This window comes from Aeromonas sp. s12 (assembly GCF_040907925.1).
GTDB lineage: Bacteria > Pseudomonadota > Gammaproteobacteria > Enterobacterales > Aeromonadaceae > Aeromonas > Aeromonas veronii.
In genome coordinates, this window is sequence record NZ_JBFOCT010000027.1 from 67989 (window position 1) to 92528 (window position 24540).

Consider the following 24540-nt stretch of genomic DNA (forward strand, 5'->3'; position numbering starts at 1 on the left):
ACGATGAAGCGTGAAGGTCAGGTCGGCTGGCCCTGACTATAGCAGGGGATTGCTGGGGGGCGTCCCCTGCAGCAGTTGGGCCAGACGGGCCAGCCCTTCGCCGACCCGGGCGTCGGTGGCGGGTTGGCTCAGGCTCAGGCGCACCCCTTGCGGAGCGGCAAACTGACCGGCGGCGAAGTGTTCCCCGCTCGCCACGCCAACGTCAAGGGCGTCGGCGGCAGCAGCAAACTGCTGGCTGCGCCAGGGCTCCGGCAGCGGCAGCCAGGCGTGCATGCTGCCCGGCTGCCAGCGGGCGGCGGGCAGCAGGTGGCGCAGCAGTTCGCCACGGCGTTTGAGGATCTCTCGCTGCTGCTCGACCAGCGGCATGATCTGGCGCTGACTGACCATTTTGCAGGCGAGCTCGATCAGCAGCGGGCTCACCATCCAGCTCGACAGCCGCATGGTCTGGGCGAAGGCGCTGCGCAAGGCGGGGGGCGTCAGCACGAAGCCCACCCGCAGGCCGCCGCAGGCGATCTTGGCCAGACTGCCCAGATAGATGACCCGCTCCGGCGCCAGATTGACCAGAGGGATCACAGGTTGCTGGGGCAGCAGGCCGTTGACGTCATCCTCGATGATCAGCAGATCGTGGCGACGGGCGATGGCGACGATGGCCTCTCGCCGCGCCAGACTCATGATGGCGGTGGTGGGGTTTTGCAGGGTCGGGGTGAGGTAGAGCAGCTTGGCCCGGCGGGTACGGCAGGCGGCGTCCAGCGCCTCGGGCAGCAGCCCCTCCTCGTCCATCGCCAGCCCCACCACCTGATTCTTCAGCTGGCGGGCATTGCCCAGCATACCGGGGTAGCTCAGCCCCTCGCACAGGATGGTCTCCCCCACGCAATTGGTCGCCAGCAGCGCCAGCATGATGCCGTGCTGGGCGCCGTGGCTGAATAGCAGGCGATCCTCACTGCAGGCCACCCCTTGCTCCGCCAGCCAATCGACAAACTGCTGGCGCTGATCCGGTCGTCCCGCCTCCTTGTCGTAGCCGAGCAGGGCGTTGAGATCCCCGTCCGCCACTTCCCCCAACATGGGGCGAATGATGGCCGCCCGATCCAGCTGTACCGGCAGGTTTTGCCACAGCTCGATGCGGTGCCCCTCCTCCTGGCGGATCACCCACTCATTGGCGGGATCCGTGTTCGCTCCCTTGACCCAGGTGCCGTGACCTACCCTGGCGGCCAGCAGGCCGCGCCGCTCCGCCTCGCTGTAGGCGCGGGTGACGGTGCCGACGGTGACACCCAGACGATCCGCCAGGGATCTGTGGGTGGGCAATCGGGTCTGCGGTGGCAGCTCGCCATTCACGATCCCCTGTTCGATCGCTTTGACCAGCTTGAGGTAGAGGGGGCCATCGAAGGCCGCAAGGTCGGGCGTCCAGATTGTCATGGTGACAATAAATCCATTGATCAAAATTTGTTGTCAATATAGCGTGAATTTCAACCTGATAACAACCAAATAGCACACATTGTATCGATACAATATGGCGGATAAGGAGTCACAATATGACGATGGAGTGGTATGTCACCCTGTTCGGTTTTGCCGTACTCACCTGCGGTACGCCGGGGCCCAACAACCTGATGCTGACGGCCTCCGGCGCCAACTTCGGGGTGCGCCGCACCCTGCCACATCTGCTCGGGGTGGGGCTGGGGCAGCCGGTGCTGCAACTGGTGCTGGCGCTGGGGCTCTATCCGCTTTTCGAGCGCTGGCCCCTGCTACGGCTCGGTTTGCAGATCTTCGGCAGCCTCTATCTGCTGTGGTTGGCGTGGCGTATCGCGGTGGCCGGGGCGCCGGGGGATCCGGCCCGGAGGGCCCGTCCGCTAACCATGCTGGAGGGGCTGGGCTTTCAGTTCCTCAATCCCAAGGCGTGGATGATGGGGATCTCCGCCATCAGTCTGTTCAGCCTGCCCGGCGCCAGTTACTGGTCGAGTCAGCTGGCAGTGATGGTCATGTTTGCGCTGGTGGCCCTGCCGGTCTGCTTTGTCTGGGTACTGTTCGGCCATCAGCTGAGCAACTGGATCAGCTCGGATCGGGGCTGGCGCCGACTCAACGGTTCTCTCGGTCTGCTGACGGCGCTCTGCGTGGTGATGCTCTGGTATTGAGCCGTGTTGCGCTGGAGGGGGAGGTGGCCTGGAAAGAGGCATTTCTGACTTGTCGCCACGGGGTTGGCTCTGCATATTAGAAGGCTTTCCCCATAACGGGGGCGTTGCATCGACAAGAGGTTGAGATGGATCTGAACTGGTTACTGCCCCTGGCGGGGTTTGCCCTGGTTACCTGCGGCACGCCGGGGCCAAATAACATGTTGCTCACCAGCGCCGGGGCGGCGCAGGGTTTTCGCCGCACGATTCCCCTGCTGGTGGGGGTAGTGGGGGGGATCAATCTGATGATCCTCGCTACCGCGCTGGGACTTGGCGTGGTGTTCGAGAGGGTACCGCTGCTGCACGACGGCCTCAAGATTATCGGCTCGGCCTACCTGCTCTGGCTGGCGTGGAAGGTGGCGACCGCCAGCGGCCCGGCCGAGGGCAACCGTCCGCTCATTCCCGCCCATCAGGGGGCCATGCTGCAACTGCTCAACCCCAAGGCATGGATGATGGCGCTCTCCGCCATCAGCGGTTTCACTCTGGCGGGGGAGGCTTACTGGCCCTCTGCGCTCTGGGTGTTGGTGATCTTCTTTATTACCGGCCTCTATACCGGGGCGTTCTGGGTGCTTTTTGGTGCCCAGGTGCGGCAAATCATTCGCACCGCCCGGGGTTGGCGGCGTTTCAATCTTGGCATGGGGCTGGCGACGGCCGCCTGTGTCGGGATGATCTGGATTTAGCCCGGGGTTGACCCGGGCCTTTACCGGCTGTCTTGTTGGCCCTGCGGGGCCTTTTTTATCTCGCTCCCGTGGTCTTGCCTGCAAGGTTGCGTGGTTCTGCCCTCCCTTGGGATGAAAGGAGTTCATATGAAATGTATCGGTCTGCTGGGTGGCATGAGCTGGGAGTCCACTGTCAGCTACTATCAGGCGCTCAATCGCGGGGTGCGGGCGCAGCTTGGCGGTTTGCACTCGGCGCGGGTGCTGCTCAATAGCGTCGACTTTGCCGGTATCGAGCGGTTGCAGCATGCCGGTGACTGGCCCGCTACCGCCCGCCTGCTGGCGGCGGAGGCGCGCAAGTTGCAGGATGGCGGTGCCGATTTCTTGCTGATCGGTACCAACACCATGCACAAGGTCGCCCCCGAGATTGAGGCGGCCATCGATATCCCGCTGCTCCATATCGCCGATGCTACCGCGGCCAAATTGCAGGCGGACGGGATAACCCGGGTCGGCCTGCTCGGCACCCGCTTCACCATGGAGCAGGATTTTTACAAGGGGCGCTTGCAGGAGCGCTTCGGGTTGGCGGTGCTGGTGCCTGCCGAAGCTGAGCGGGAGCGGGTACACAGGATCATCTATGACGAGCTCTGTCTGGGGGAGATCCGTGAATCATCGCGGGCCGAGTATCTGGCCATTATCGAGGGGCTGGCGGCCGCAGGTGCCGAGGCGGTGATCCTTGGCTGCACCGAGATTGCCCTGCTGGTGGGCGATGCCCGGGCGGCGGTGCCGCTCTACGACACCACCGCCATCCATGCCGAAGCTGCGGTCGCGCTGGCACTGGCATCCGATTAATAAACTGGTCAGATCTCACTATTCATGCTTGTCTCATACCCCTTGCCATAAAAGCGTGTAAAATTGCGCCCTGAATTTTCCCCGGCCAACGCGGGTTGGCTGCGGTTTCCTAGCATGCAAGGCTGACATTGTGACTGAAGTAGATAGATTCGCGGATATTCGCCCCTACCGCGATGAAGAAGTGCCGGCAGCCATCGAACGGCTGATCCAGGATGATGAATTTATCGGCGCCATCGCCAAGTATCGTTTCGGTTCCCTGATGAGCTGGCTGGGTTGGGCCATCCGCCCGATGATCCGCCTGTTCCTGCGCCGCAAATGGTCAAAAGTGACCACTGTGCATCAGGTCCAGATGGGGGTCACCCGGTACATGTCCCGCATGATCGCCACCTCCACCAAGGGGGTGACCTTCTCCGGGATCGAGCATCTGAAGAAAGAGCAGGGCTATCTGTTTGTCTCCAACCACAGAGACATCGCCATGGATCCGGCGTTCGTCAACTGGGGGCTGCACACCCACGGTTTCGATACCGTGCGCATCGCCATTGGTGACAACCTGCTGCGCAAACCCTGCGCCACCGAGCTGATGAAGCTCAACAAGAGCTTTATCGTCAAACGCTCCGCCAAGGGGCCGCGGGAGATGATGAAGGCGCTCGGCGAGCTGTCTGCCTATATTGGCAACTCGGTCCACGAAGGTCACTCCATCTGGATTGCCCAGAAGGAAGGGCGCGCCAAGAATGGCGATGACAAGACCGATCCCGCCATCCTCAAGATGTTCTACGTCGACGGCAAGAAGCAGAAGATCGACTTCGTCGACTACATGCGCAGCCTCAATATCGTGCCGGTCAGCATCAGCTACGAGCTGGACCCGACCGACAAGGCGAAGGCGCGCGAGCTCTACGAGAAGTCGGTCAACGGCAGCTATGAGAAGGGCGAGTTCGAGGATATCGAGAGTATCGTCGCCGGTATCGTCGGTATGAAGGGGCGGGTACACGTCTCCTTCGGTGCGCCGATTACCGAGGGCTTCAGCGATCCGGACGAACTGGCCACGCTGATCGACAAGGCGATCTGGAGCAGTTACCACCTCTTCCCCAGCAACTATCTGGCGGCCGATGTCTCCGGCAAGGCCAATACCATCGAACAGGCGGCCTTCCTGACTCGTCAGTCAGAGGTGCCGGAAGAGCACAAGGCGATCTGGCGGGCCATGTACGCCAAACCGGTGGAAAACGCCAAAAAGGCTTGAATGAAACCGGTTGTTAAACGGTTTTGCGAAAAAAACGGGCGCTGATGCGCCCGTTTTTGCGTCTGGTCAAAGTCGAGGAGGAAAGGGTGGTGAATAATATGGTTTCAGCTGGTACGATCACTATGAAAATGGGATTATGTCTCTTGGCAAGGTGCTGACGAGTGTGTAACAGTGCCCATATAGCTGAACATGAGCAAAAGCTCTAAACCGGTTTGCACGGATTGCAGACGGCATTATTGAAGGACCTGTCACAGGTCCTTTTTCATTGGCGGGCAAAGATGCCGCCCAGATATACCTAACAGGAAACAGACGCCATGATCACCGGTAGCCTGAACACCCTGCAGCGGACACCGCTGCCCGCCCCGCTGGCCCGCATCATGGCCGAGGTGGTGAAGAGCGTGGCTCACTGGGGTGACGCTCCGCTCGGCAAGACCGAGATTGATGGCCTCAACCTGTTCTGTCTGGTGAGCGAGGATCTGACCGAGCCAGCCGCGGATCGCCGTGGCGAATTCCATCAGCAGTATCTCGATATCCAGCTGCTGCTGCGCGGTGAAGAGTGGATAGGTGTGGGCCCCCACGACTACGTGAGCGACGGCGCCGACCATCCCCATCCCGACCTCTGGTTTGTCGATGACGAGCAGACCAGCTATCTGGCGCTGCAACCGGGCGATTTCGCCATCTTCTGGCCGGGCGAGCTGCACCGCCCGCTCTGTACCTTCAACCAGCCCGCCAAGGTGAAGAAGCTGGTGGTCAAGGTACACAAGGATCTGCTGGCTATCGCCTGAGTATTCCCATTGAGGCGAGCCCTGCGCAGCTGATGCGTTGAGACTCGCAAGCATTGAAACCAGTGATACGCACCACAAGTTGCGATCACTCTTTCAAGAGCAAGAATTGAAACCAGTGATACGCACCACAGGTTGCGATGACTCTTTCAAGAGCAAGAATTGAAAAATTGGACGCACCCTCCTGCGACCATAAGCCCCCGGCAGGGGAATCCCATCCTCTTTTGGATGACACGACACTGTCGGCATAAAGCCGAAGCACAGGAAGATGTAGAAAATGAGCAAGTTGGTATTGATCCTTAACTGCGGTAGCTCTTCCCTGAAATTTGCCGTAATGGACGCCGAAACAGGTGAGGACATGCTGTCCGGCCTGGCCGAATGCTTCAATCTGGATGATGCACGTATCAAATGGAAACTCCACGGGGTCAAGGGCGAAGCCATGCTGGGAGCGGGTGCCGCTCACCAGGAGGCCCTCGACCATATCGTGGGTCACATCCTGCCGCAGGATCCGACTCTTGCCGAGCAACTGGTGGCCATCGGTCACCGAATCGTACACGGTGGCGAGCAGTTCTCCCGCTCCGTGCGCATTGATGACGGCGTGATCGCCGGTATCGAAGCCGCCATTCCGTTCGCCCCGCTGCACAACCCGGCGCACCTCATCGGTATTCGCGCCGCGCTGAAAGTGTTCCCGCAGCTGTCCGAGAAGAACGTGGCTGTGTTCGACACCGCCTTCCACCAGACCCTGCCGCAAGAGGCCTACCTCTATGCGCTGCCGCACAAGCTCTACCGCGAACACGGCATCCGTCGTTACGGTGCCCACGGTACTTCTCACCGCTACATCGCGGAAGAAGCCGCGAAAGAGCTGGGCAAGCCGTTGAACGAGCTGAACATCATCAACTGCCACCTGGGTAACGGTGCCTCTGTCTGCGCCATCAAGAACGGCGAATCCGTAGACACCTCCATGGGTCTGACTCCGCTGGAAGGTCTGGCGATGGGTACCCGCTCCGGTGATATCGATCCGGCCGTGGTCTTCTTCATGCACGACCAGCTCGGTTACAGCGTGGAGCAGATCAACCACACCCTGACCCGTGAGTCCGGTCTGCTGGGGATGACCGAAGCGAGCAGCGACTGCCGCTACGTCACCACCAACTACGCCACCGACGCCGGTGCCAAGCGCGCGCTGGATGTCTTCACCTACCGTGTGGCCAAGTATGTCGGCGCCTACGCCGCTGCGATGGACGGTCGTCTGGACGCCGTGGTCTTCACCGGCGGTATCGGTGAGAACGCCGCCATGGTGCGCGAGATGGTGCTGAACCGTCTGGCCCTGTTCGGCTTCAAGGTGGACAAAGAGGCCAACAACGCCGCGGTACTGGGTGGCGAAGGTCGCATCACCACCGCCGACAGCCGTTGCGCCATGGTGATCCCGACCAACGAAGAGCTGGTCATCGCTCGCGATGCCCTGAGCCTGGTCTGCTAAGTCAGCCTCGCTTTGAAACAACGCCCGGCCTGTGCCGGGCGTTGTCATTTCTGGCGTACGCCGATTTGACATGGGGTAGGGGAGCGGTACCCTGACCACCACTGTTTTTGCAGCCAGCGGGCTGCCCGGTTCGGGAGAGAGCAATGAAAGAGGCGTTTTTTAACTGGTTGTCGGGCCTTGGGGTGGAAGTGACCAGCCTGATGGCGCTGGTGATCGCGCTGGGCTTTATCGTCATCACCTCGTTGCTGCTGCACATGGCGCTGCACCGGGTGCTGCTGGTCCGGCTGGTGGGGATCCTCGGCAAGGCCAAGCAGGTATGGCTGCCGCCCCAGTTGCAACAGCGACTCTTCAACCGGCTCGCCTTTGTGCTGCAGGGGGCCGTGCTGCTCGGTCAGGCGGAGATCTGGCTGCCCCGTCAATCGGATAGCCTCAAGCTTATCGAGATGGTGGCCCAGCTCTGGATTTTGCTGTTCCTGCTGCTGGCCTTCTTCGCCCTGCTCGACTGCCTGTTGTCGGTGAGCCGTTACACCCGCCTTGGTCGGGATTTGCCCCTGCGCGGCATCTTCCAGGGGGCCAAGCTGGTAGGCAGCATTCTGGTGGGCATCCTGATGATCGCCCTGCTGCTCGGCAAGTCGCCGCTGTTCCTGTTCAGCGGTCTGGGTGCCATGACCGCAGTGCTGATGCTGGTGTTCAAGGACCCCATCCTCGGGCTGGTGGCGGGGATCCAGCTCTCCGCCAACCGGATGCTGAGCGTCGGTGACTGGCTGCAGATGGACAAGTACGGCGCCGATGGCGAGGTGACCGACATCGGCCTTACTACGGTCAAGGTATCGAACTGGGACAAGACCATCACTACCATTCCCACCTATGCCCTGATCTCCGACTCTTTCAAGAACTGGCAGGGGATGACCGAGTCGGGCGGCCGTCGCATCAAGCGCAGCGTCAATATCGACATGACCAGCGTGCGTTTTCTGACGGCCGATGAGCAGTTGCAGCTCAAGCAGGCGCAGCTGCTGGCACCCTATCTGAGCCGCAAGGAGCAGGAGCTGAGTGCCTACAACCAGCAGCTGAGCGATGCCCTGAGCTGCCCCATCAACGGTCGTCACCTCACCAACCTCGGCACCCTGCGCGCCTATCTGGATGCCTACCTGCGTGCCCACCCCGGTATTCGCAAGGACATGACCCTGATGGTGCGCCAGCTGGCACCCACGTCAGACGGTCTGCCGCTGGAAATTTACTGCTTTACCGCGACAACGGCATGGGCCGATTACGAAGGGATCCAGGCCGATATTTTCGACCATATCTTCGCCATCATTGAGCAATTTCATCTGCGGTTGCATCAATCTCCCACAGGTTACGATATGCGTGCCTGGCAACGGGGATAAACAGGGAAACCGGGCGGGTCGGGGACGCGGAAAAAACCGCATATTAATCATCGACCCGTCGCCACTTGTCAGTTGAAATTTGCCGTGCAGAGGAGAAAAATGGCGGCCTTCTCTTCGCGCCCCTGATCCCCTCTTGATCAGCTGCCAGCCCAGAGACGTCACTTCAAGTCATCATCATGGGAAAGTTATGAAGCTCCTTCGCAATAGTGTGGCAACACTCTGCTACAGCCTGCTGCTGACCGCTGCGCCGGTTTTCGCTGTTGAATATGCTCTGCCTGCGGCCAACAGCCGTCTGGTAGGGGAGAATCTGGAATATGTGGTTCCGGCCGAAGAGAACGGCCAGCCGCTGGAGGCCATTGCGGCCAAATTCCAGCTGGGGCTCACCAACATGACCGAAGCCAACCCCGATGCGGATCCCCTGCTGGTACAGACCGGCGAGAAGCTGGTGATCCCCCAGCAACTGATCCTGCCGGATGCACCCCGTGAAGGGATCGTGCTGAACGTGGCCGAGATGCGCCTCTACTACTACCCCAAGGGTAAAAAAGTGGTGGAAGTGCTGCCCATCGGCATCGGCCAGCTCGGCACCGATACTCCGGAAAACTGGGTGACCAGCGTGCAGCGCAAGAAAGCGGGCCCGACCTGGACCCCGACCGCCAAGATGCATGCCGAATATGCCGCCCGTGGCGAGAGCCTGCCTGCGGTATGGCCGGCCGGCCCTGACAACCCCATGGGTCTGTTTGCCCTCTACATCGGCAAGATGTATGCCATCCACGGTACCAACGCCAACTTCGGCATCGGCCTGCGGGTGAGCCACGGCTGTGTGCGCCTGCGCAACGATGACATCGCCTATCTGTTCAAGCAGGTACCGGTCGGTACCCGCGTCCAGTTCGTCAACCAGCCGATCAAGGCCTCTCTCGAGCCCAACGGCGTCCGCTATCTGGAAGTGCACCAGCCGCTGTCGCGCAGCGAAGAGGAGTTCAACTCCAAGCTGCCGGCACCGCTGCCGATGACCCCGGCGGTGACCCGCTTCATTGCCCACGCCGACAGCGACTCCCAACTGGTGAAGCAGGCGCTGGAGCAGCGCAACGGCATGCCGATGGCGATCAACCGCTAACGGCAAATTCCCGTCATGACAAAGGGCGAACAGCATGCTGTTCGCCCTTTTTGTTTCTGCTGCATTGACTCAGCTTCGCAGCAGATTTGCCTGCAGCTCGCTGCCGAGCTGATCGAGCAGCTGATAGCGAGCCTTGTAGCTGGCCCGCTTGCGGGAGGGGATCTCCTCCAGCGTCTTGCGGGGCACTTCCAGCGGCAGGCTCATCCAGAGTTCATCCTGCACGCAGCCCTGATGCTCCTGCCACAAGCCGTCGAGGTCGAACTTGACCCGATCGGCAGTGCGCTTGCTGCTCTGATAGACGTGGCTTTGGGTGCGGATCCCGAGCAGGCTCTTGCACGCCAGCCCCCGGGCCAGCTCGGCAGCCATATAGACCAGCAGCGACATGGGGCGCAGCCCGCCGCACGCCTTGGTGACCTGCTTGATCTCCTCGCTCTGCCCCTTGCCGCCCTGCAGCGAACAGATCTCGAGGGTCGGGTTTGGCGCGGGACGCAGATTGAGGGCCATGTAATAGAGCGCAGCGTCACCCAGCTTGAGGGTCAGGCTCATCTCCCCCTCTTTGCCCATGTGGGTTTGGTAATCCAGTTTCAGGGTGAGGGGGGCCGTCAGCTTGTCGCTCTGCCACTGGGCCAGCAGCAGGCCGCGACCGCTGTAGATTGCCAGTTGTTGCGCCTTGGGCAGCTGACGTGCCAATTGCTGGTAGTGGCCGCTGATAAGCCCGGCTCGCAGGCGCTTGCGGAGCCCCTTGTGGCGATAGGGGTGGATCGGCTTTTCCAGAATATCGGGGAAGCGGCTGATCGCCTGCGCTAGCAGCGGTTGCTCCTGCTGCTGGCGATAGAGGGCGCGGGCGCCAGGATTGAGCCAGAGACGCCCCACATACTTGGCCCGTCGGATGAGATGACCCGACTCCTCCACCGGATGAAGGCGGCGGGCGAGGGTTCGCAGGTGTGACAGATGAGATGACATGGTGCCGACCTCTGACTGGTGTGATGAGACAGGGCGGGGAGTGTAGGAGCGGGGCGCTGGCTTGTAAAAAAATGGATAGTAACAAAATGTGAAAACATAACGCTCAGTAGCGGCTGGCGCTGCGAGATGACCATCACGGCAACGGCAGGAAATCTGGCGCCATCCTCTTGATGCGGCAGATGATTTGATGCGCAAAGGTTTTTATTGTGTTTTGTGTTTGTTAAAAGTGGTTGAGCTGGCGCGAACGGCTGATTAAGCTAGGCCGGTTTTTTAGGGATGAGCCCGTCACCAGAGCGGGCAGAAAATGACACAAAACGGAGTTTTGCATGACAGCTAGCACACCCATGTTAATCACCTTCCTGGTGTATATCCTCGGAATGGTGTTGATCGGCTTCGTCGCCTATCGCGCCACCCGCAACTTTGATGACTACATTCTGGGCGGCCGCCGGATGGGAAGCTGGGTTACCGCTCTCTCTGCCGGCGCCTCCGACATGAGCGGCTGGCTGCTGATGGGCCTGCCCGGCGCTGTCTTCGTCAGCGGCATCTCCGAGAGCTGGATCGCCATCGGTCTGGTCATCGGCGCCTACCTCAACTGGCGCTGGGTAGCGGGTCGCCTGCGGGTACATACCGAGAAGAACCGCAATGCTCTGACCCTGCCGGACTATTTCACCTATCGCTTTGAAGATCACAGCAAGGTGCTGCGCATTCTCTCTGCGCTGGTGATCCTGCTGTTCTTCACCATCTATTGCGCCTCCGGCGTGGTGGCCGGTGCCCGCCTGTTCGAGAGCACCTTCGGCATGGATTACAACACCGCCCTCTGGGTCGGTGCCGCTGCCACTATCACCTACACCTTCTTCGGCGGCTTCCTCGCGGTGAGCTGGACCGACACGGTGCAGGCGACCCTGATGATCTTCGCCCTGATCCTGACCCCGGTCTTCGTCATCATCGCCGTCGGCGGGGTGGATAGCGCCATGATCGAGGTGGCCGCCAAGAGCGCCACCAACCTCGACATGTTCAAGAATCTGGATGTGATCGCCATTGTCTCGCTGATGGCCTGGGGCCTTGGTTACTTCGGTCAGCCACACATTCTGGCCCGCTTCATGGCAGCCGACTCCCACCACTCCATGGCCAATGCCCGCCGCATCAGCATGACATGGATGGTGTTCTGCCTCGCAGGTGCGGTGGCCATCGGCTTCTTCGGGCTGGCCTACTTCGCCCGCTTCCCGGAAGTGGCGGCTGGAGTGACCGGCAACCCGGAACGGGTCTTTATCGAGCTCTCCAAGATCCTGTTCAACCCCTGGATCGCCGGTGTGCTGCTCTCCGCTATTCTGGCGGCGGTAATGAGCACTCTAAGTTGTCAATTACTGGTCTGCTCCAGCGCCATTACCGAGGATCTCTACAAGCCCTTCCTGCGCAAGAATGCCTCCCAGCGTGAGCTGGTGTGGGTGGGGCGCCTGATGGTGCTGCTGATCGCGGTGATTGCCATCGCCGTCGCCATGAATCCGGAAAACCGGGTGCTGGGGCTGGTGAGCTACGCCTGGGCCGGTTTCGGTGCCGCCTTTGGTCCCGTGGTGCTGCTCTCTGTGCTCTGGCCGCGAATGACCCGCAACGGCGCGCTGGCGGGCATGCTGGTCGGTGCCATCACCGTCATCGTCTGGAAGCAGTTCGGCTGGCTGGGGCTGTATGAGATCATTCCGGGCTTCCTGTTCGCACTGCTGGCCATCGTGGTGGGCAGTCTGCTGGGCGAAGCGCCCTCAAAAGCGATGCTGGAGCGTTTCCGCGATGCCGAGGAGGAGTACAACACCCCGGCCGAGAGCGCGGGAGAACCAGTCGTGGTGAACTGATCCCCCTTACCGCTTTCTGATTGAGAGCCCCGCCCCCGGACAAGGAGCGCCCTGGTTGGCTATCCTTGCACCGGTTTGGCGGGGCTTTGTGCTATCTGATTCACTCTTGGGCACTTTTTTATGTTCGGCCGGTGGCTCCCGGGTGCTCGCTTTCTTTTGTCTTGGCACCGAATATGGGACACTAGGCCGCCTGAAGGAGACCTAGTGCATGCGGCTATTCACCCTGATCCTGATCCTCCTGCTGGGGGGACTGCAATATGACCTCTGGCTGGGGAAGAACGGGCTATCCGATTATCAGAACCTGTCGGAGGCCATCTCGCAGCAACAGCGGGACAACCAGACTCTCAAGGATCGTAACGACCTCATTTACCGCGAGATAGATGATCTCACCTCTGGCCTCGAGGCCATCGAGGAGTTGTCGCGCAACGATCTGGGTTACATCAAGCAGGGGGAGACCTTCTACCGGATCATCCCCAAAGAGAAAGACAAAGAGACAGCGCCGGACGATGAGCCCTACGATGACTGATGCCAGCCGGGTATCCGGCCTGACGGCGATCGTCCCTGCCGCCGGTATCGGCAGCCGGATGGGGGCCGATTGCCCCAAGCAGTACCTGCAACTGGCGGGTAAAACCATTCTCGAACATACCCTGGAGCGGCTGCTCTCCCACCCGGCCATCGCCCAGGTGATCGTGGCGCTGGCGCCCCATGACCGCTGGTTCGAGGTCCTGCCCGTGGCGGCCGACCCGCGCATTGTGCGGGTAGAGGGAGGCGCCGAGCGCGCCTTTTCCGTCCTCAATGGCCTCCATGTGGCGCAAGGGGAGTGGGTGCTGGTGCACGATGCGGCCCGCCCCTGCCTGACTCACGGCGATCTCGATGCGCTGATTGCCGCGGCCATGAACTGCGGCGGCGCCATTCTCGGCAGTCGGGTGCGCGATACCATGAAACGCTCCGATGGGGAGGGCAATATCATCGCCACCGTCGAGCGCGAGCAGCTCTGGCATGCCCTGACGCCGCAGATGTTCCCGACCCGAGCCCTGAAGCGGGCGCTCGAAGAGGGGCTACTGCTGGGCGCCACCATCACCGACGAGGCCTCCGCCATGGAGCGGGCCGGATTCACGGTGCGGATGGTGGAGGGGCGCGCCGACAATATCAAAGTGACCCGGCCGGAAGACTTGTCGCTGGCGGGGCTGTTTTTAAGCCAGCAGGCATAAGCCCCTCAGTCAGAACAGACCGTTCAGAGCAGAGTGTCTCGAACAAACAGGCCCGAACAAGGAGTTAGCATGATCCGGATTGGACATGGTGTGGACGTACACAAAATTGATGGGGTTGGTTTCAGCATGTTGGGAGGTTGCCGCTGATGATGCGCATTGGTCATGGTTTTGATGTTCATAAATTTGGTGGTGTTGGCCCCTGCATGCTGGGTGGCGTGCCGGTTCCCTACGAGCAGGGGCTGGTTGCCCACTCTGACGGCGATGTGGTGCTGCACGCGGTGAGCGATGCCCTGCTGGGGGCCATCGGTGCCGGGGACATCGGTCGCCACTTCCCCGATACCGCTGCCGAGTTCAAGGGGATCGACAGTCGCATTCTGCTGCGGGATGTCTTTGCCCGGGTACAGAAGGTGGGGTATGCCATCGGCAACCTGGATGTGACCATCATCGCCCAGGCCCCCAAAATGGCGCCCCATATCGACGCCATGTGCGCCGTGCTGGCCGCCGATCTGCAATGTGATTTGAACCGGGTGAACGTCAAGGCGACCACCACCGAACAGCTTGGGTTTACGGGGCGCAAGGAAGGGATCGCCACCGAAGCCGTCGTCCTACTGGTGAAACAATAATGCTGGAACAACTTGCCTATCTGCACGGGGCGCCCACCGCCCGCGGTATCCTCAAGACCGAGGCCGCCGACTTCGTGGTCAATGAAGATCTCGGGTTTGAGCCTTGCGGTGAAGGGGAACACATCTTCGTCCGGGTGCGCAAAACCGGCGAGAACACCGCCTGGGTGGCGGGTCTGCTGGCCGATGCGGCCGGTGTCAACCGCAATGCGGTGACCTGGGCGGGCCTGAAGGATCGCCACGCGGTGACCGAGCAGTGGTTCGGCATTCACCTGCCGGGCAAGGCCGAACCGGACTTGTCGGTTATCGAGAGCGACAGCATCCAGATCCTGCAAGCCAGGCGTCATAACCGCAAATTGCGGGTCGGCTACCTCAAGGGCAATCATTTCACCCTGCGTCTCACCGGTCTGGAACAGGCCGACGGGCTGGAGGCGCGCCTGCAAGCTATCGCCGGGCAGGGCGTACCCAATTACTATGGTGAGCAGCGTTTTGGCCGCGATGGCAATAACCTGGAAGCGGCCAAGGCGATGTTTGCCGGCAAGCGGATCAAGGATCGCAACAAGCGCTCACTTTACCTCTCTGCCGCCCGCAGCATGCTGTTCAACGCCATTGTCAGCGCCCGTATCGAGCAGGGGCTGGCTCATCAGCTGCTGGCCGGTGATTGCGTGATGCTCAAGGGCAGCCACTCCATCTTCAGCGAAGAGAGCGCGACCCCCGAGCTGGAAGCGCGTCTTGCCTCCGGCGACGTGCAGCTCACCGCCCCCCAGTGGGGCCGTGGCCGTCTGGCCAGTCAGGGCGCCGCTGCCGAGTTCGAACAGGGCGTGCTGGCCCCTTACAGCGATTGGTGTGACGGGCTGGAGAAGGCAGGGTTGGATCAGGACAGGCGCCCCCTGCTGCTCAAGCCGGAGCAGATGAGCTGGCAGCTGGACGGCGAGGCGCTGACCCTCTCCTTCTTCCTGCCGGCGGGCGCGTTTGCCACCAGCGTGGTGCGCGAGTTAATGCAGGCCGAAGAGGCCGATCACGGTTTCAGGAATCAGACCGATGCGAATTCTGGTCAGTAATGATGATGGTGTGCATGCCGAGGGCATTCGTGCCCTCAGCGAGGCGCTGCGCGCCTGCGGCGAGGTCATTGTGGTGGCGCCGGATCGCAACCGTAGCGGCGCGAGTCACTCCCTGACGCTGGAAGTACCGCTGCGGGTTACCCGCATTGCAGAAAACGGCTTTAATGGGTGCGAGAGCTATGCGGTGAAGGGCACGCCGACCGACTGCGTGCATCTGGCGGTCAACGAGCTGGTGCGCCCTGAACCCGACATGGTGGTGGCCGGCATCAACCACGGCGCCAACCTGGGGGATGATGTCATCTACTCGGGGACGGTCGCCGCGGCCACCGAGGGGCGCCATCTTGGCTACCCCTCCATCGCCATCTCGCTGGTAGGCAAGACCCACTTCGCCACGGCGGCCCACTATGCGGCCCTGCTGGTGAAGGGGCTGATGAAACACCCCCTGCCTGCCGATCAGATCCTCAACGTCAACGTGCCGGACTTGCCCCTCGAGCAGATCAAGGGGATCAAGACCACCCGCCTTGGCAATCGCCACCGGGCGGAGTCGGTGATCTGCACCGAGGATCCCCGTGGCCAGCCCATCTACTGGATCGGCCCCCCCGGCAGCCAGCAGGATGCCGGTGACGGTACCGATTTTGCTGCCATCGAGCAGGGCTATGTCTCGATTACCCCCCTGACCATCGATATGACTGCCTACGACAGTCTCGCCGGTCTGGGGGCCTGGTTAGATCTGCAGGGATGAGGGTGGTGTGATAGTACAGCGCCTGTTAAATCAGCTCATTGCGCAGGATATTCGCGATTTTCGCGTGCTGGCGACCATCGCGAAAGTGCCGCGCCAGTTGTTCGTGGACGAGGCCATGGCGCACAAGGCGTGGGACAACACCGCCCTGCCCATTGGCCACGGCCAGACCATTTCGCAGCCCTATATGGTGGCGCGAATGACCGAGTTGCTGATGCAAAACAATCCGGCCCATGTGCTGGAGATTGGCACTGGCTCGGGCTACCAGACGGCGATCCTTGCCCATCTGGTGGAGCATGTGTATACCGTGGAGCGGATCAAGTCGCTGCAGTTCCAGGCCCGACGCCGACTGCGCCAGCTCGATCTGCACAATGTCTCGGCCAAGCACGGCAACGGCTGGCTGGGGTGGCCCAACAAGGGGCCTTATGACGCCATTCTGGTGACGGCCGCGGCGAGCGAGATCCCGACGGCACTGACCGATCAGCTGGCCGAAGGGGGTCGACTGGTGCTGCCCGTGGGTGACAGCCAGCAGACCCTGCAACTGATCGAACGATCCGGATCCCAGCTGACCAGCCGTATTCTGGAGCCGGTACGTTTTGTTCCCCTGATTGACGGAGATGTTGAGTGAAGTTGTTTTCCCGTTTGTACGTACTGGTGATGCAGTGGGCTCGCCACAAGCATGCCCCCTGGTATCTCTCCATTACCGCTTTCATCGAGTCGGTATTCTGGCCGATCCCGGTGGACGTGATGCTGGCACCGATGGCGCTCGCCAAGCCCCACAAGGCGTGGCACTACGCCACGCTGGCTACCGTCTTTTCTGTGTTGGGTGCCCTGTTTGGCTATGCACTTGGCTATGCCCTGTGGGATCCGGTCGTGCTGCCACTGGTGGAGTCTGTGGGTTATCAGGACAAGATCGAGATTGCTCGCAACTGGTTTGAGCAGTGGGGGATCTGGGTCATTTTCATTGCCAGCTTCACCCCTATCCCCTACAAGGTGTTTACCGTGACGGCAGGGTTGTTGCAAATGGCTCTGCTGCCCTTCATCATCACCTCCCTCATCGGTCGTGGCATGCGCTTTTTCCTGGTTGCGGGCCTGATGCGCTGGGGGGGCGAGAAGATGGAACGCAAACTGATGCACTACGTAGATGTGCTCGGTTGGCTCTGTATTGGTCTGGCCGTGGTGGCCTATTTCTGGTTTAGTCGTTAAGGATCCATTATGCGTTCGCGTATTTGGCAAGGAAGCAGTGTCGTGGTGTTGTCATGGCTGCTGCTTGCCTGCTCCTCCAGTAAAAATGCAGCTCCGGTAGATGGTGTTGATGAGGGGCAGTTTGTCTCGACCATTCCGGCTCGCCAAAGCGGTGCCCAGGTCAGCGCCCCCATTCAGGGCGGCAGCTATGTGGTGAAGCGGGGCGATACCCTCTACTCCATCGCCTTCAACTCCGGCAACGACGTGCCGTCGTTGGCCAGCCTCAACAACATCAGCCCGCCCTACAACATCTATCCGGGGCAGCGACTGCGACTCGATGGCTCCAGCGCCAGCATGAGCAGCAGCCGCAGTGCCGGTACCTATGAGGTGCGCCGCGGCGATACCCTGAGCAGCATTGGCCGCCAGTTCGGCATGACACCGCAGGCGCTGGCCCAGAGCAACAACCTGAGTGCCCCCTATGCACTGCAACCGGGTCAGGTGCTCAATGTCCAGACCGCAGGCGGCGGTTCGACCCAGATGGTGGCTGCGACTCGTCCGGCAACCGCAACGCCGGTTACAACAAGTCGCCCGAGCAGCGGTCCGCGTCCGTTGGCCGAGCCGAGTGGATCTGGTCAGACCACGCCGTTCATCTCTCAGAAATCCGTTGCTCCGGCAGCACCGAAGGAATACGCTCAGTCCAAAGAACAAAAAATAAACAGCTCCCAGTCGAGACTTGCTTGGCACTGGCCCGCAAAAGGCCGGATTGTCGAGGGGTTCTCTGTTGCAGAACAGGGTAACAAGGGGATCGACATAGCCGGCCAGAAGGGGCAACCCGTCTACGCCGCCAGCAGCGGTAAAGTGGTATACGCTGGCAGTGCTTTAAGGGGGTACGGCAAGCTGATTATCCTCAAGCATGATGATGACTATCTCTCCGCTTACGCACACAACGACGAGTTGCGGGTAAAGGAAGGGGACAGCGTCAAGGGGGGCTCGGTCATTGCCAACATGGGTAGCACGGACGCGCCGGATGTGCGATTGCATTTCGAGATCCGGTACAGAGGCAAGTCGATCAATCCGATGAGCTATTTGCCAAAGCGTTAACCCCAGAGAGACCGTCTTACTCTGGTAACGTCAGGGAGACACGCCATGAGCCAAGAACAACTGGTAATGCAGGATGCAGAGTTAGAGTTTGACGCTGAACCCGAATCTCATGAAGTAGAAGAGTTGCAGGAGGTAGCCGCCGAGGCGGAAGATATTATCTCCGATGAGTTGCTGGCACCTGAGCTGAACAAGGTGATGGATGCCACGCAGCTCTATCTGGGGGAGATAGGTTTCTCCCCGCTGCTCACTGCCGAAGAGGAAGTCTACTACGCCCGTCGTGCCTTGCGGGGTGACAAAGCCGCCCGCAAGCGCATGATCGAGTCCAACCTGCGACTGGTGGTGAAAATCGCCCGCCGTTACAACAACCGTGGCCTGGTGCTGCTGGATCTCATCGAAGAGGGCAACCTCGGTCTTATCCGCGCGGTCGAGAAGTTTGACCCCGAGCGCGGCTTCCGTTTCTCTACCTATGCGACCTGGTGGATCCGCCAGACCATCGAGCGGGCCATCATGAACCAGACCCGCACCATCCGTCTGCCCATTCACGTGGTCAAAGAGTTAAACGTTTACCTGCGCACCGCGCGCGAACTCTCTCACCGTCTCGATCACGAGCCGACCGCCGAGGATATCGCCTTCGCGCTGGATCGTTCGGTGGACGATGTGAATCGCATGCTCAAGCTCAACGAGAAGATCACCTCGGTGGACACCCCCATTGGTGGCGATCGCGACAAGGCGCTGCTGGATGTGCTCTCCGACGAGCGCGGCATGGGGCCTGAGCTGGAGTCACAGGAAGATGATATGCGCAGCAGCATTGTGCACTGGCTGGAGGAACTCAACCCCAAGCAGCGGGAAGTGCTGGCCCGTCGTTTCGGTCTGCTGGGCTACGAGCCCGCTACCCTCGAGGATGTGGGGGCCGAGATTGGCCTGACCCGCGAGCGGGTACGCCAGATCCAGGTGGAGGGGCTGCGCCGTCTGCGGGAGATCCTGCTGAGTCAGGGGCTTTCCATCGAGGCGCTATTTCGTACCAATTAAGCATCCGCACCAACGGAATGCGGCATCAGCCAGATAGCACGAGGGGAGCAACAGCTCCCCTCGTTTTTTATTGCCTGTCGTCTGGCGATGGCTTCGTGGTTATACCAGCTCAGCCAGCATGGTGTCGGCGTAGGGCACCAGCGCTTCGCCATTTTTCACTTTGGCGAGATAGTCCGGGTTGGCGATAAGCGGACGACCGATAGCCACCAGATCGAAGCGGTTGGCCTCGATGGCTGCTGCGGCGCGCTCGGCGTCGTAGTTGCCCACTCCGACCAGATTGCCCTTGTAGTGGGCGCGCAGATAGTCGGAGGCGCGGCCACCCAGATAATCGAAGGTGAGGTTGTCATCGAAGATGCCGAGGTGGATATAGGCCAGCGGGCGATCGTTGAGCTTGCCCAGCAGGTAGTCGAACACGGCGCGATCTTCCGGGCTGCCCGCCAGATGGACATAGGCACCCGGTGAGAGGCGAATACCTACCCGATCACCACCGATACGGGCGCTGATGGCATCGACCACTTCCAGCGCGAAGCGGCTCATCTTTTCCGGGCTGCCACCGTAGTTGTCGGTGCGCAGGTTGGTGGAGTGGTGCAGGAACTGGTCGATCAGGTAGCCATTGGCGCCGTGGATCTCCACCCCGTCAAAGCCCGCCTCGATGGCGTTGGCACCGGCTTGGGCGTAATCCAGCACCAGCTGGGCGATTTCCGCCTCGGTCAAGGCGCGCGGCACCTGATAGGTGAGCTCGCGCATGCGGGGCACGGTGCCCTCGTGCGCCACGGCAGAGGGGGCCAACACTTCAGCCTGATGGAAGAAGGGGTGGGAGAGGCGACCGACGTGCCACAGCTGGGCGAAGATCTTGCCGCCCTTGGCGTGCACGGCGCTGGTGACTTTCTTCCAGCCATCGATCTGCGCCTGGGTGAAGAGGCCCGGGGTATTGGGGTAGCCCTGCGCATCGGGGCGGATGATGACGGCCTCGGAAACAATCAGGCCGATGTCGGCGCGGCGGCCGTAATAGGCAGCCATCTGCTCGGTCGGCACCAGACCTGGGCCTGCCATGCAGCGGGTGAGCGGGGCCATCATGAAACGGTTGGCCAGGGTCAGAGTGTCATTGAGTCGATACGGCTGAAACAGGGTATTCATGATAGGTTGTCCTGAACGGGTTATTCTTGAACGTGCATTCAAGACGTTTTTTGCGTCGGGCGCAAGCTTTTTTTGAATGCGCGTTCAAGAAGGTTGGCCCGAGCGGGCGGCTGGGGTAAACTTGCCGCCCTTTCCAGCCACTCTTTATCGGCGGGCCCTGTTGCCCCTTGCCGGTGAACCATTTCCCACGGGAGGAACCATGCGCATAGCCGAGTTTGATCGGGACGAGGTACTGCGAAATGCCATGGAAGCGTTTCGCGCCAAGGGATATGCCAAGACCACCATGCAGGAGCTGGTGGCTGCCACCGGCCTGCACCCGGGCAGTATTTACGGCGCCTTTGGCAACAAGCGCGGCCTGCTGCTGGCGGCGGTGGATCACTATGTCGAGGGTAAACGCACCCTGCGCCGCTCCCTGCTCGACAACCCGAGCCCGCTGGCGGGCCTTGCGGCCTATCTCGACCGGATTGTAGGGGAGGCGCTCTGCGGCTCCTGTCTGGTGACTCGCACCATGATGGAGCTGAGCGAGCAGGATGAGGAGCTGACCCAGCGGGTCAAGGGGATCTATGGCGAGCTGGAGCAGGATCTGGCCGAGTTGCTGACGCAGGCGCAGGCCAAGGGTGAACTGGCTCCGGATAGCAATATCCACACCCTCACTGCCCTGCTGCTGATCAACCTGCAAGGGCTGGTCACCTTCGCCCAGTGCCGCCCCGATCGCCCCCTGCTCGACGACGTAGTCGCCCAGCTGATGCGGGCCCTGCGGGCGTAAAAATAGTCAGTGGATTGGGTGTCCCCTTCTCCGTTTTTGCTTTTTGAATTGAGGAGAAGGGGTCAATCGGATTGGTGTAATGAGAGCAGGATAAAATCCAGCGCGGAGTTGAGCCTGCCCAGTACATCGTTATTCCACACTCGTATCACCCGAAATCCCTGCTGATTGAGATAGGCTGTCCGAGCCTCATCATGCATCTGGTTCGCTAGTGTTCCATGTTGCGAACCATCCACTTCGATGATCAATCCCTGTTCAAGGCAGATGAAGTCCACCACATAGGGGCCGATGGGCATTTGGCGGCGAAATTTCAGCCCCGCCAGACGGCGATTGCGCAACTGTTGCCACAGTTTCTGCTCTGCCTGTGTGGCATCTCGTCTCAGTCGCTTGGCAACACGGTTGCTCTCCATTACTTGCTCCCACTCTGTATCGCCTTATAGATATAGCCAGCTTCCCATCTGTTTACCGGTTGGGTATTGCGTCCCCTCACCCTAGCCCTCTCCCAATGGGAGAGGGAAAAGATCGAGTTGTGGTTGGGATTGGGCTGATCATCACTGTGTTCATTGCCGGATTCGAGCAGGGGAAGCTGGATTGGGTGATAGCAGATGGCGATAACTTTTCGAATGTATTGGGAGTCGCCTAGCTGGCAGACTGGCTGAATGGTTGTCAGCGATGCTGCAAGTGGTAGCGTAACTGCTCCCTTCTCCCCTTGCGGGAGAAGGGTTGGGGATGAGGGGGAAGGCGCCGCCCTCACCCTAACCCTCTCCCAGAGGGAGAGGGAATTGATCGAGGTTCGGTTTGGGCATCATGGTCGGCCAACAAGCTCCTTCATCAAATCCTTGAGCCACACCTGCGCCGGTTGTTGCGTATGCGCCGATGGGGTATGCCAGACGCTGCGGCCTCACCTCGGCCCCACCAGCTCTTTCATCAAATCTTTCAGCCATACCAGCGCCGGTTGCTGCGCGTGCACGGGGTGCCAGACGCAGTTTAAGTGGTAATCCGGCACGTCTTCGGGCAGCGGCAGGCTTTTCAGCGGCCAGTGGGTGGCGAGCAGCTCGGCCACCATGCTGGGCAGCACCAAGAGGTGATCGCTCTGACTGACGATGGCGGCGGCGGACATATAGCTCTGACTGTTGACCGAGATGGTGCGGCTAAAGCCCTGACTCTTCAGATAGCGGTCGAGGCTTGCCTCCGAGGTACCAAGCGGCGAGTGGAACACATGGGGCATGGCGATGAGCTGCGGCAAGGTGATGCGCTCTTGCCACTGGGAAGGGTCATCCTCGGCGCCGGCGCGGGCCGATTTGGCAATCGGCAGATCGGCGCGTACCAGCCCGGCCAGCGGCTCGGTGAGCCAGGTCTCTTTGCCCAGATACCCCGGCACCTGCATGTACTCGTCAAAGCCCAGCACCAGATCGATCTCGCCGCTCGCCAGCTCGGCTTCGGGCAGGGTGTCGCGCAGGATGCGGATCTCGATGGTGACCCCGGGCGCCAGCCGCCTGAGCCGCTGAATAAGCGGCGGGATCAGCACACACTCCACGTAATCTGTGGTGCAGAGCACGAAGCGCCGCTTCGACTGGCTCGGCTCGAACTCCTCTTCCTCGGTGAGCTGCTGCTCCAGCAGCCGCAGCGCCTGCTGCACTCCGAGATGCAACCGCTGGGCGCGCGGGGTCGGCAGCATCCCCTGCGGGGTGCGCACCAGGAGCGGGTCGCCGAGAAAGGTGCGCAGCCGGTTAAGGGAGTGGCTCATGGCGGGCTGGCTGATAAAGAGCGCTTCGGCGGCGCGGGTGACGCTGCCCTGCGTCATCAGGGCGTCAAACGCGAGCAGCAGATTGAGGTCGAGCTGGTGCAGTTTCATGGGGGGATTATTCGCCGTGTTTATGGGACAATCCATTCTATTCATTTGATGGATGGGGGCGCAACGTCTTACTCTGCGACCCACTGTTATTTTTCCAAGGTTCCCGCGCCGCATCGGGCGTAAACGGGGGCCTTAATCCATGCAAGGAGCCTTGCGATGAGCATCAAGACCATTAACTCCACGCCGGCCGCCGACGGCTTCACCATGCCCGCCGAGTGGGCGCACCAGCAGGCCGTCTGGATGATCTGGCCGTTTCGCCCGGACAACTGGCGCGTAGCCGGTCGTTTCGCGCAAGAGACCTTCGCCAAGGTGGCCGATGCCATCGGCGGTGCCACCCCGGTCTTTATGGGGGTGCCAGCCCGGTTTATGGAGCAGGCCCGCGCCATCATGCCCGCCCACGTCACTCTGGTCGAAATGAACAGCGATGACTGCTGGGCCCGCGATACCGGCCCGACCATTGTGACCAACGCGGCCGGCGAGTGCCGTGGGGTGGATTGGGGCTTCAACGCCTGGGGCGGTCACAAGGGCGGTCTCTACTACCCGTGGAATCAGGATGAAGAGGTCGCTGCCCAGATGCTGGCCCAGCACGGCATGGCTCGTTACGATGCGCCGCTGATTCTGGAAGGGGGCTCCATCCACGTCGATGGTGAAGGCACCTGCCTGACCACCGCCGAGTGCCTGCTCAACGAAAACCGCAACCCGCACCTGACCAAAGAGCAGATCGAAGCGCACCTGCGCGACTATCTGGGCGTCACCAGCTTTATCTGGCTGGACGAAGGCGTCTACATGGATGAAACCGACGGCCACATCGACAACATGTGCTGCTTCGTGCGTCCGGGTGAAGTGGCCCTGCACTGGACTGACGACCAGAACGATCCCCAGTACGCCCGCTCCGTGGCCGCCCTCAAGGTGCTGGAAGCGGCGGTCGATGCCAAGGGTCGCAAGCTGAAAGTGTGGAAGCTGCCCCAGCCGGGCCCGCTGTTCTGCACTGAAGAGGAGTCTGCCGGTGTCGAGAGCGGCAGCGGTGTGCCGCGCGAGGCAGAAGGCCGTCTGGCCGGTTCCTACGTGAACTTCCTCATCACCAACGATCGCATCGTCTATCCGCTGCTGGATGCCGCCACCGATGGCGAAGCCCAGCGCATTCTGGAAGAGATCTTCCCGGAGCACACCGTGATCGGCGTACCGGCCCGCGAGATCCTGCTGGGCGGTGGCAATATTCACTGCATTACTCAGCAGATCCCTTCCGGCAAATAAGAACCGGTTCCTGCTGGTATTCAAAACCCCACGCTGTGGGGTTTTATCTCTTGATAGTGTGATGGTCGCAGGCGCTGATGCGGCGATCATCATGACAAACAGTCACCCTTTTACAG

At 61.1% G+C, this 24540-nt stretch carries 25 protein-coding genes; 20 read left to right on the top strand and 5 right to left on the bottom strand.

Annotation, left to right across the window (positions count from 1 at the left end; translation table 11 throughout):
• Positions 1–36 precede the first annotated feature (36 nt).
• Complete coding sequence (locus tag AB5Y67_RS13610; RefSeq protein WP_199427645.1) at positions 37–1413, bottom strand: PLP-dependent aminotransferase family protein; 1377 nt, start codon at positions 1411–1413, stop codon at positions 37–39.
• Between the two features lie 116 nt (positions 1414–1529).
• Here AB5Y67_RS13610 and AB5Y67_RS13615 point away from each other — a divergent pair, with 116 nt between their 5' ends.
• The 8 genes from AB5Y67_RS13615 to AB5Y67_RS13650 all read left to right on the top strand — a co-directional run bounded on the left by AB5Y67_RS13615 (position 1530) and on the right by AB5Y67_RS13650 (position 9662).
• Positions 1530–2126: a LysE family translocator gene (locus tag AB5Y67_RS13615; protein WP_040068356.1), complete on the top strand. Its 597-nt coding sequence runs from the start codon at positions 1530–1532 to the stop codon at positions 2124–2126.
• Positions 2127–2251: 125 nt separating this feature from the next.
• Positions 2252–2842, top strand: a complete 591-nt coding sequence (locus AB5Y67_RS13620; RefSeq protein WP_199427646.1) for a LysE family translocator — start codon at positions 2252–2254, stop codon at positions 2840–2842.
• A 126-nt stretch (positions 2843–2968) separates the two neighbouring features.
• The gene (locus AB5Y67_RS13625) at positions 2969–3667 is read left to right on the top strand and encodes an aspartate/glutamate racemase family protein (RefSeq protein ID WP_151287376.1); all 699 of its coding nucleotides are present in this window, start codon (positions 2969–2971) and stop codon (positions 3665–3667) included.
• Positions 3668–3797: 130 nt separating this feature from the next.
• Complete coding sequence (locus tag AB5Y67_RS13630) at positions 3798–4904, top strand: 1-acyl-sn-glycerol-3-phosphate acyltransferase (RefSeq protein ID WP_199427647.1); 1107 nt, start codon at positions 3798–3800, stop codon at positions 4902–4904.
• Between the two features lie 314 nt (positions 4905–5218).
• Complete coding sequence (locus tag AB5Y67_RS13635; protein ID WP_019445320.1) at positions 5219–5689, top strand: YhcH/YjgK/YiaL family protein; 471 nt, start codon at positions 5219–5221, stop codon at positions 5687–5689.
• A 274-nt stretch (positions 5690–5963) separates the two neighbouring features.
• On the top strand, positions 5964–7163 hold the full coding sequence (locus AB5Y67_RS13640) for an acetate kinase (RefSeq protein WP_005354534.1): 1200 nt from the start codon (positions 5964–5966) through the stop codon (positions 7161–7163).
• A 143-nt stretch (positions 7164–7306) separates the two neighbouring features.
• Positions 7307–8548, top strand: a complete 1242-nt coding sequence (locus tag AB5Y67_RS13645) for a mechanosensitive ion channel family protein (RefSeq protein ID WP_058059635.1) — start codon at positions 7307–7309, stop codon at positions 8546–8548.
• Positions 8549–8735: 187 nt separating this feature from the next.
• Complete coding sequence (locus AB5Y67_RS13650; RefSeq protein ID WP_005354531.1) at positions 8736–9662, top strand: L,D-transpeptidase family protein; 927 nt, start codon at positions 8736–8738, stop codon at positions 9660–9662.
• A gap of 69 nt (positions 9663–9731) precedes the next feature.
• Here the strand turns inward: AB5Y67_RS13650 and AB5Y67_RS13655 are convergent, their stop codons facing one another.
• Positions 9732–10625 (bottom strand): DUF535 family protein, encoded by an 894-nt coding sequence (locus AB5Y67_RS13655; RefSeq protein WP_199427648.1) that lies wholly within the window; start codon positions 10623–10625, stop codon positions 9732–9734.
• Between the two features lie 326 nt (positions 10626–10951).
• Between AB5Y67_RS13655 and putP the strand changes: the two genes are divergently transcribed.
• The 10 genes from putP to rpoS all read left to right on the top strand — a co-directional run bounded on the left by putP (position 10952) and on the right by rpoS (position 19415).
• The gene (gene putP, locus AB5Y67_RS13660; protein WP_026035040.1) at positions 10952–12469 is read left to right on the top strand and encodes a sodium/proline symporter PutP; all 1518 of its coding nucleotides are present in this window, start codon (positions 10952–10954) and stop codon (positions 12467–12469) included.
• 208 nt (positions 12470–12677) lie between these two features.
• On the top strand, positions 12678–12995 hold the full coding sequence (gene ftsB, locus AB5Y67_RS13665) for a cell division protein FtsB (protein WP_005335520.1): 318 nt from the start codon (positions 12678–12680) through the stop codon (positions 12993–12995).
• Entirely contained in the window at positions 12988–13680 is a 693-nt protein-coding gene (ispD, locus tag AB5Y67_RS13670; RefSeq protein WP_199427649.1) for a 2-C-methyl-D-erythritol 4-phosphate cytidylyltransferase, read from the top strand. Before ftsB ends, ispD begins: the two co-directional genes overlap by 8 nt.
• Positions 13681–13826: 146 nt before the next feature.
• Positions 13827–14303, top strand: a complete 477-nt coding sequence (ispF, locus tag AB5Y67_RS13675) for a 2-C-methyl-D-erythritol 2,4-cyclodiphosphate synthase (RefSeq protein ID WP_199427650.1) — start codon at positions 13827–13829, stop codon at positions 14301–14303.
• Positions 14303–15361 (top strand): tRNA pseudouridine(13) synthase TruD, encoded by a 1059-nt coding sequence (gene truD / locus AB5Y67_RS13680; protein WP_325794057.1) that lies wholly within the window; start codon positions 14303–14305, stop codon positions 15359–15361. The genes ispF and truD overlap by 1 nt, the downstream gene beginning before the upstream one ends.
• Positions 15342–16103 (top strand): 5'/3'-nucleotidase SurE, encoded by a 762-nt coding sequence (surE, locus tag AB5Y67_RS13685; RefSeq protein WP_040068372.1) that lies wholly within the window; start codon positions 15342–15344, stop codon positions 16101–16103. Before truD ends, surE begins: the two co-directional genes overlap by 20 nt.
• Positions 16104–16110: 7 nt before the next feature.
• Complete coding sequence (locus AB5Y67_RS13690; protein WP_005335507.1) at positions 16111–16728, top strand: protein-L-isoaspartate(D-aspartate) O-methyltransferase; 618 nt, start codon at positions 16111–16113, stop codon at positions 16726–16728.
• The gene (locus tag AB5Y67_RS13695; protein ID WP_005354505.1) at positions 16725–17306 is read left to right on the top strand and encodes a YqaA family protein; all 582 of its coding nucleotides are present in this window, start codon (positions 16725–16727) and stop codon (positions 17304–17306) included. Before AB5Y67_RS13690 ends, AB5Y67_RS13695 begins: the two co-directional genes overlap by 4 nt.
• A 9-nt stretch (positions 17307–17315) precedes the next feature.
• Positions 17316–18386, top strand: a complete 1071-nt coding sequence (locus tag AB5Y67_RS13700) for a LysM peptidoglycan-binding domain-containing protein (RefSeq protein WP_199427652.1) — start codon at positions 17316–17318, stop codon at positions 18384–18386.
• A gap of 45 nt (positions 18387–18431) precedes the next feature.
• Positions 18432–19415, top strand: coding sequence for an RNA polymerase sigma factor RpoS (rpoS, locus tag AB5Y67_RS13705; protein WP_005362773.1), 984 nt, complete (start codon positions 18432–18434; stop codon positions 19413–19415).
• A gap of 99 nt (positions 19416–19514) precedes the next feature.
• On the opposite strand, the gene AB5Y67_RS13710 is transcribed toward rpoS, so the two are convergent.
• A complete protein-coding gene (locus AB5Y67_RS13710; RefSeq protein ID WP_064341391.1) occupies positions 19515–20552 on the bottom strand; it encodes an alkene reductase in 1038 nt (345 codons plus the stop codon).
• Between the two features lie 199 nt (positions 20553–20751).
• Here AB5Y67_RS13710 and AB5Y67_RS13715 point away from each other — a divergent pair, with 199 nt between their 5' ends.
• Positions 20752–21318, top strand: coding sequence for a TetR/AcrR family transcriptional regulator (locus AB5Y67_RS13715; RefSeq protein ID WP_005335495.1), 567 nt, complete (start codon positions 20752–20754; stop codon positions 21316–21318).
• 62 nt (positions 21319–21380) lie between these two features.
• Here AB5Y67_RS13715 and AB5Y67_RS13720 read toward each other — a convergent pair whose 3' ends face one another.
• Both AB5Y67_RS13720 and AB5Y67_RS13725 read right to left on the bottom strand, forming a co-directional pair.
• On the bottom strand, positions 21381–21725 hold the full coding sequence (locus AB5Y67_RS13720; RefSeq protein WP_064341393.1) for an endonuclease domain-containing protein: 345 nt from the start codon (positions 21723–21725) through the stop codon (positions 21381–21383).
• A gap of 491 nt (positions 21726–22216) precedes the next feature.
• Positions 22217–23170, bottom strand: a complete 954-nt coding sequence (locus AB5Y67_RS13725; protein ID WP_123172417.1) for a LysR family transcriptional regulator — start codon at positions 23168–23170, stop codon at positions 22217–22219.
• Between the two features lie 156 nt (positions 23171–23326).
• On the opposite strand from AB5Y67_RS13725, the gene aguA reads away from it, so the two are divergent.
• Entirely contained in the window at positions 23327–24424 is a 1098-nt protein-coding gene (aguA, locus tag AB5Y67_RS13730; protein WP_199416432.1) for an agmatine deiminase, read from the top strand.
• Positions 24425–24540: the final 116 nt, after the last annotated feature.

Coding starts and splice junctions, on each gene's coding strand:
- AB5Y67_RS13610 (WP_199427645.1), bottom strand. CDS start 1,413: ATGACAATCTGGACGCCCGACCTTGCGGCCTTCGATGGCCCCCTCTAC.
- AB5Y67_RS13615 (WP_040068356.1), top strand. CDS start 1,530: ATGACGATGGAGTGGTATGTCACCCTGTTCGGTTTTGCCGTACTCACC.
- AB5Y67_RS13620 (WP_199427646.1), top strand. CDS start 2,252: ATGGATCTGAACTGGTTACTGCCCCTGGCGGGGTTTGCCCTGGTTACC.
- AB5Y67_RS13625 (WP_151287376.1), top strand. CDS start 2,969: ATGAAATGTATCGGTCTGCTGGGTGGCATGAGCTGGGAGTCCACTGTC.
- AB5Y67_RS13635 (WP_019445320.1), top strand. CDS start 5,219: ATGATCACCGGTAGCCTGAACACCCTGCAGCGGACACCGCTGCCCGCC.
- AB5Y67_RS13640 (WP_005354534.1), top strand. CDS start 5,964: ATGAGCAAGTTGGTATTGATCCTTAACTGCGGTAGCTCTTCCCTGAAA.
- AB5Y67_RS13645 (WP_058059635.1), top strand. CDS start 7,307: ATGAAAGAGGCGTTTTTTAACTGGTTGTCGGGCCTTGGGGTGGAAGTG.
- AB5Y67_RS13650 (WP_005354531.1), top strand. CDS start 8,736: ATGAAGCTCCTTCGCAATAGTGTGGCAACACTCTGCTACAGCCTGCTG.
- AB5Y67_RS13655 (WP_199427648.1), bottom strand. CDS start 10,625: ATGTCATCTCATCTGTCACACCTGCGAACCCTCGCCCGCCGCCTTCAT.
- putP (WP_026035040.1), top strand. CDS start 10,952: ATGACAGCTAGCACACCCATGTTAATCACCTTCCTGGTGTATATCCTC.
- ftsB (WP_005335520.1), top strand. CDS start 12,678: ATGCGGCTATTCACCCTGATCCTGATCCTCCTGCTGGGGGGACTGCAA.
- ispD (WP_199427649.1), top strand. CDS start 12,988: ATGACTGATGCCAGCCGGGTATCCGGCCTGACGGCGATCGTCCCTGCC.
- ispF (WP_199427650.1), top strand. CDS start 13,827: ATGATGCGCATTGGTCATGGTTTTGATGTTCATAAATTTGGTGGTGTT.
- truD (WP_325794057.1), top strand. CDS start 14,303: ATGCTGGAACAACTTGCCTATCTGCACGGGGCGCCCACCGCCCGCGGT.
- surE (WP_040068372.1), top strand. CDS start 15,342: ATGCGAATTCTGGTCAGTAATGATGATGGTGTGCATGCCGAGGGCATT.
- AB5Y67_RS13700 (WP_199427652.1), top strand. CDS start 17,316: ATGCGTTCGCGTATTTGGCAAGGAAGCAGTGTCGTGGTGTTGTCATGG.
- rpoS (WP_005362773.1), top strand. CDS start 18,432: ATGAGCCAAGAACAACTGGTAATGCAGGATGCAGAGTTAGAGTTTGAC.
- AB5Y67_RS13710 (WP_064341391.1), bottom strand. CDS start 20,552: ATGAATACCCTGTTTCAGCCGTATCGACTCAATGACACTCTGACCCTG.
- AB5Y67_RS13715 (WP_005335495.1), top strand. CDS start 20,752: ATGCGCATAGCCGAGTTTGATCGGGACGAGGTACTGCGAAATGCCATG.
- AB5Y67_RS13720 (WP_064341393.1), bottom strand. CDS start 21,725: ATGGAGAGCAACCGTGTTGCCAAGCGACTGAGACGAGATGCCACACAG.
- AB5Y67_RS13725 (WP_123172417.1), bottom strand. CDS start 23,170: ATGAAACTGCACCAGCTCGACCTCAATCTGCTGCTCGCGTTTGACGCC.
- aguA (WP_199416432.1), top strand. CDS start 23,327: ATGAGCATCAAGACCATTAACTCCACGCCGGCCGCCGACGGCTTCACC.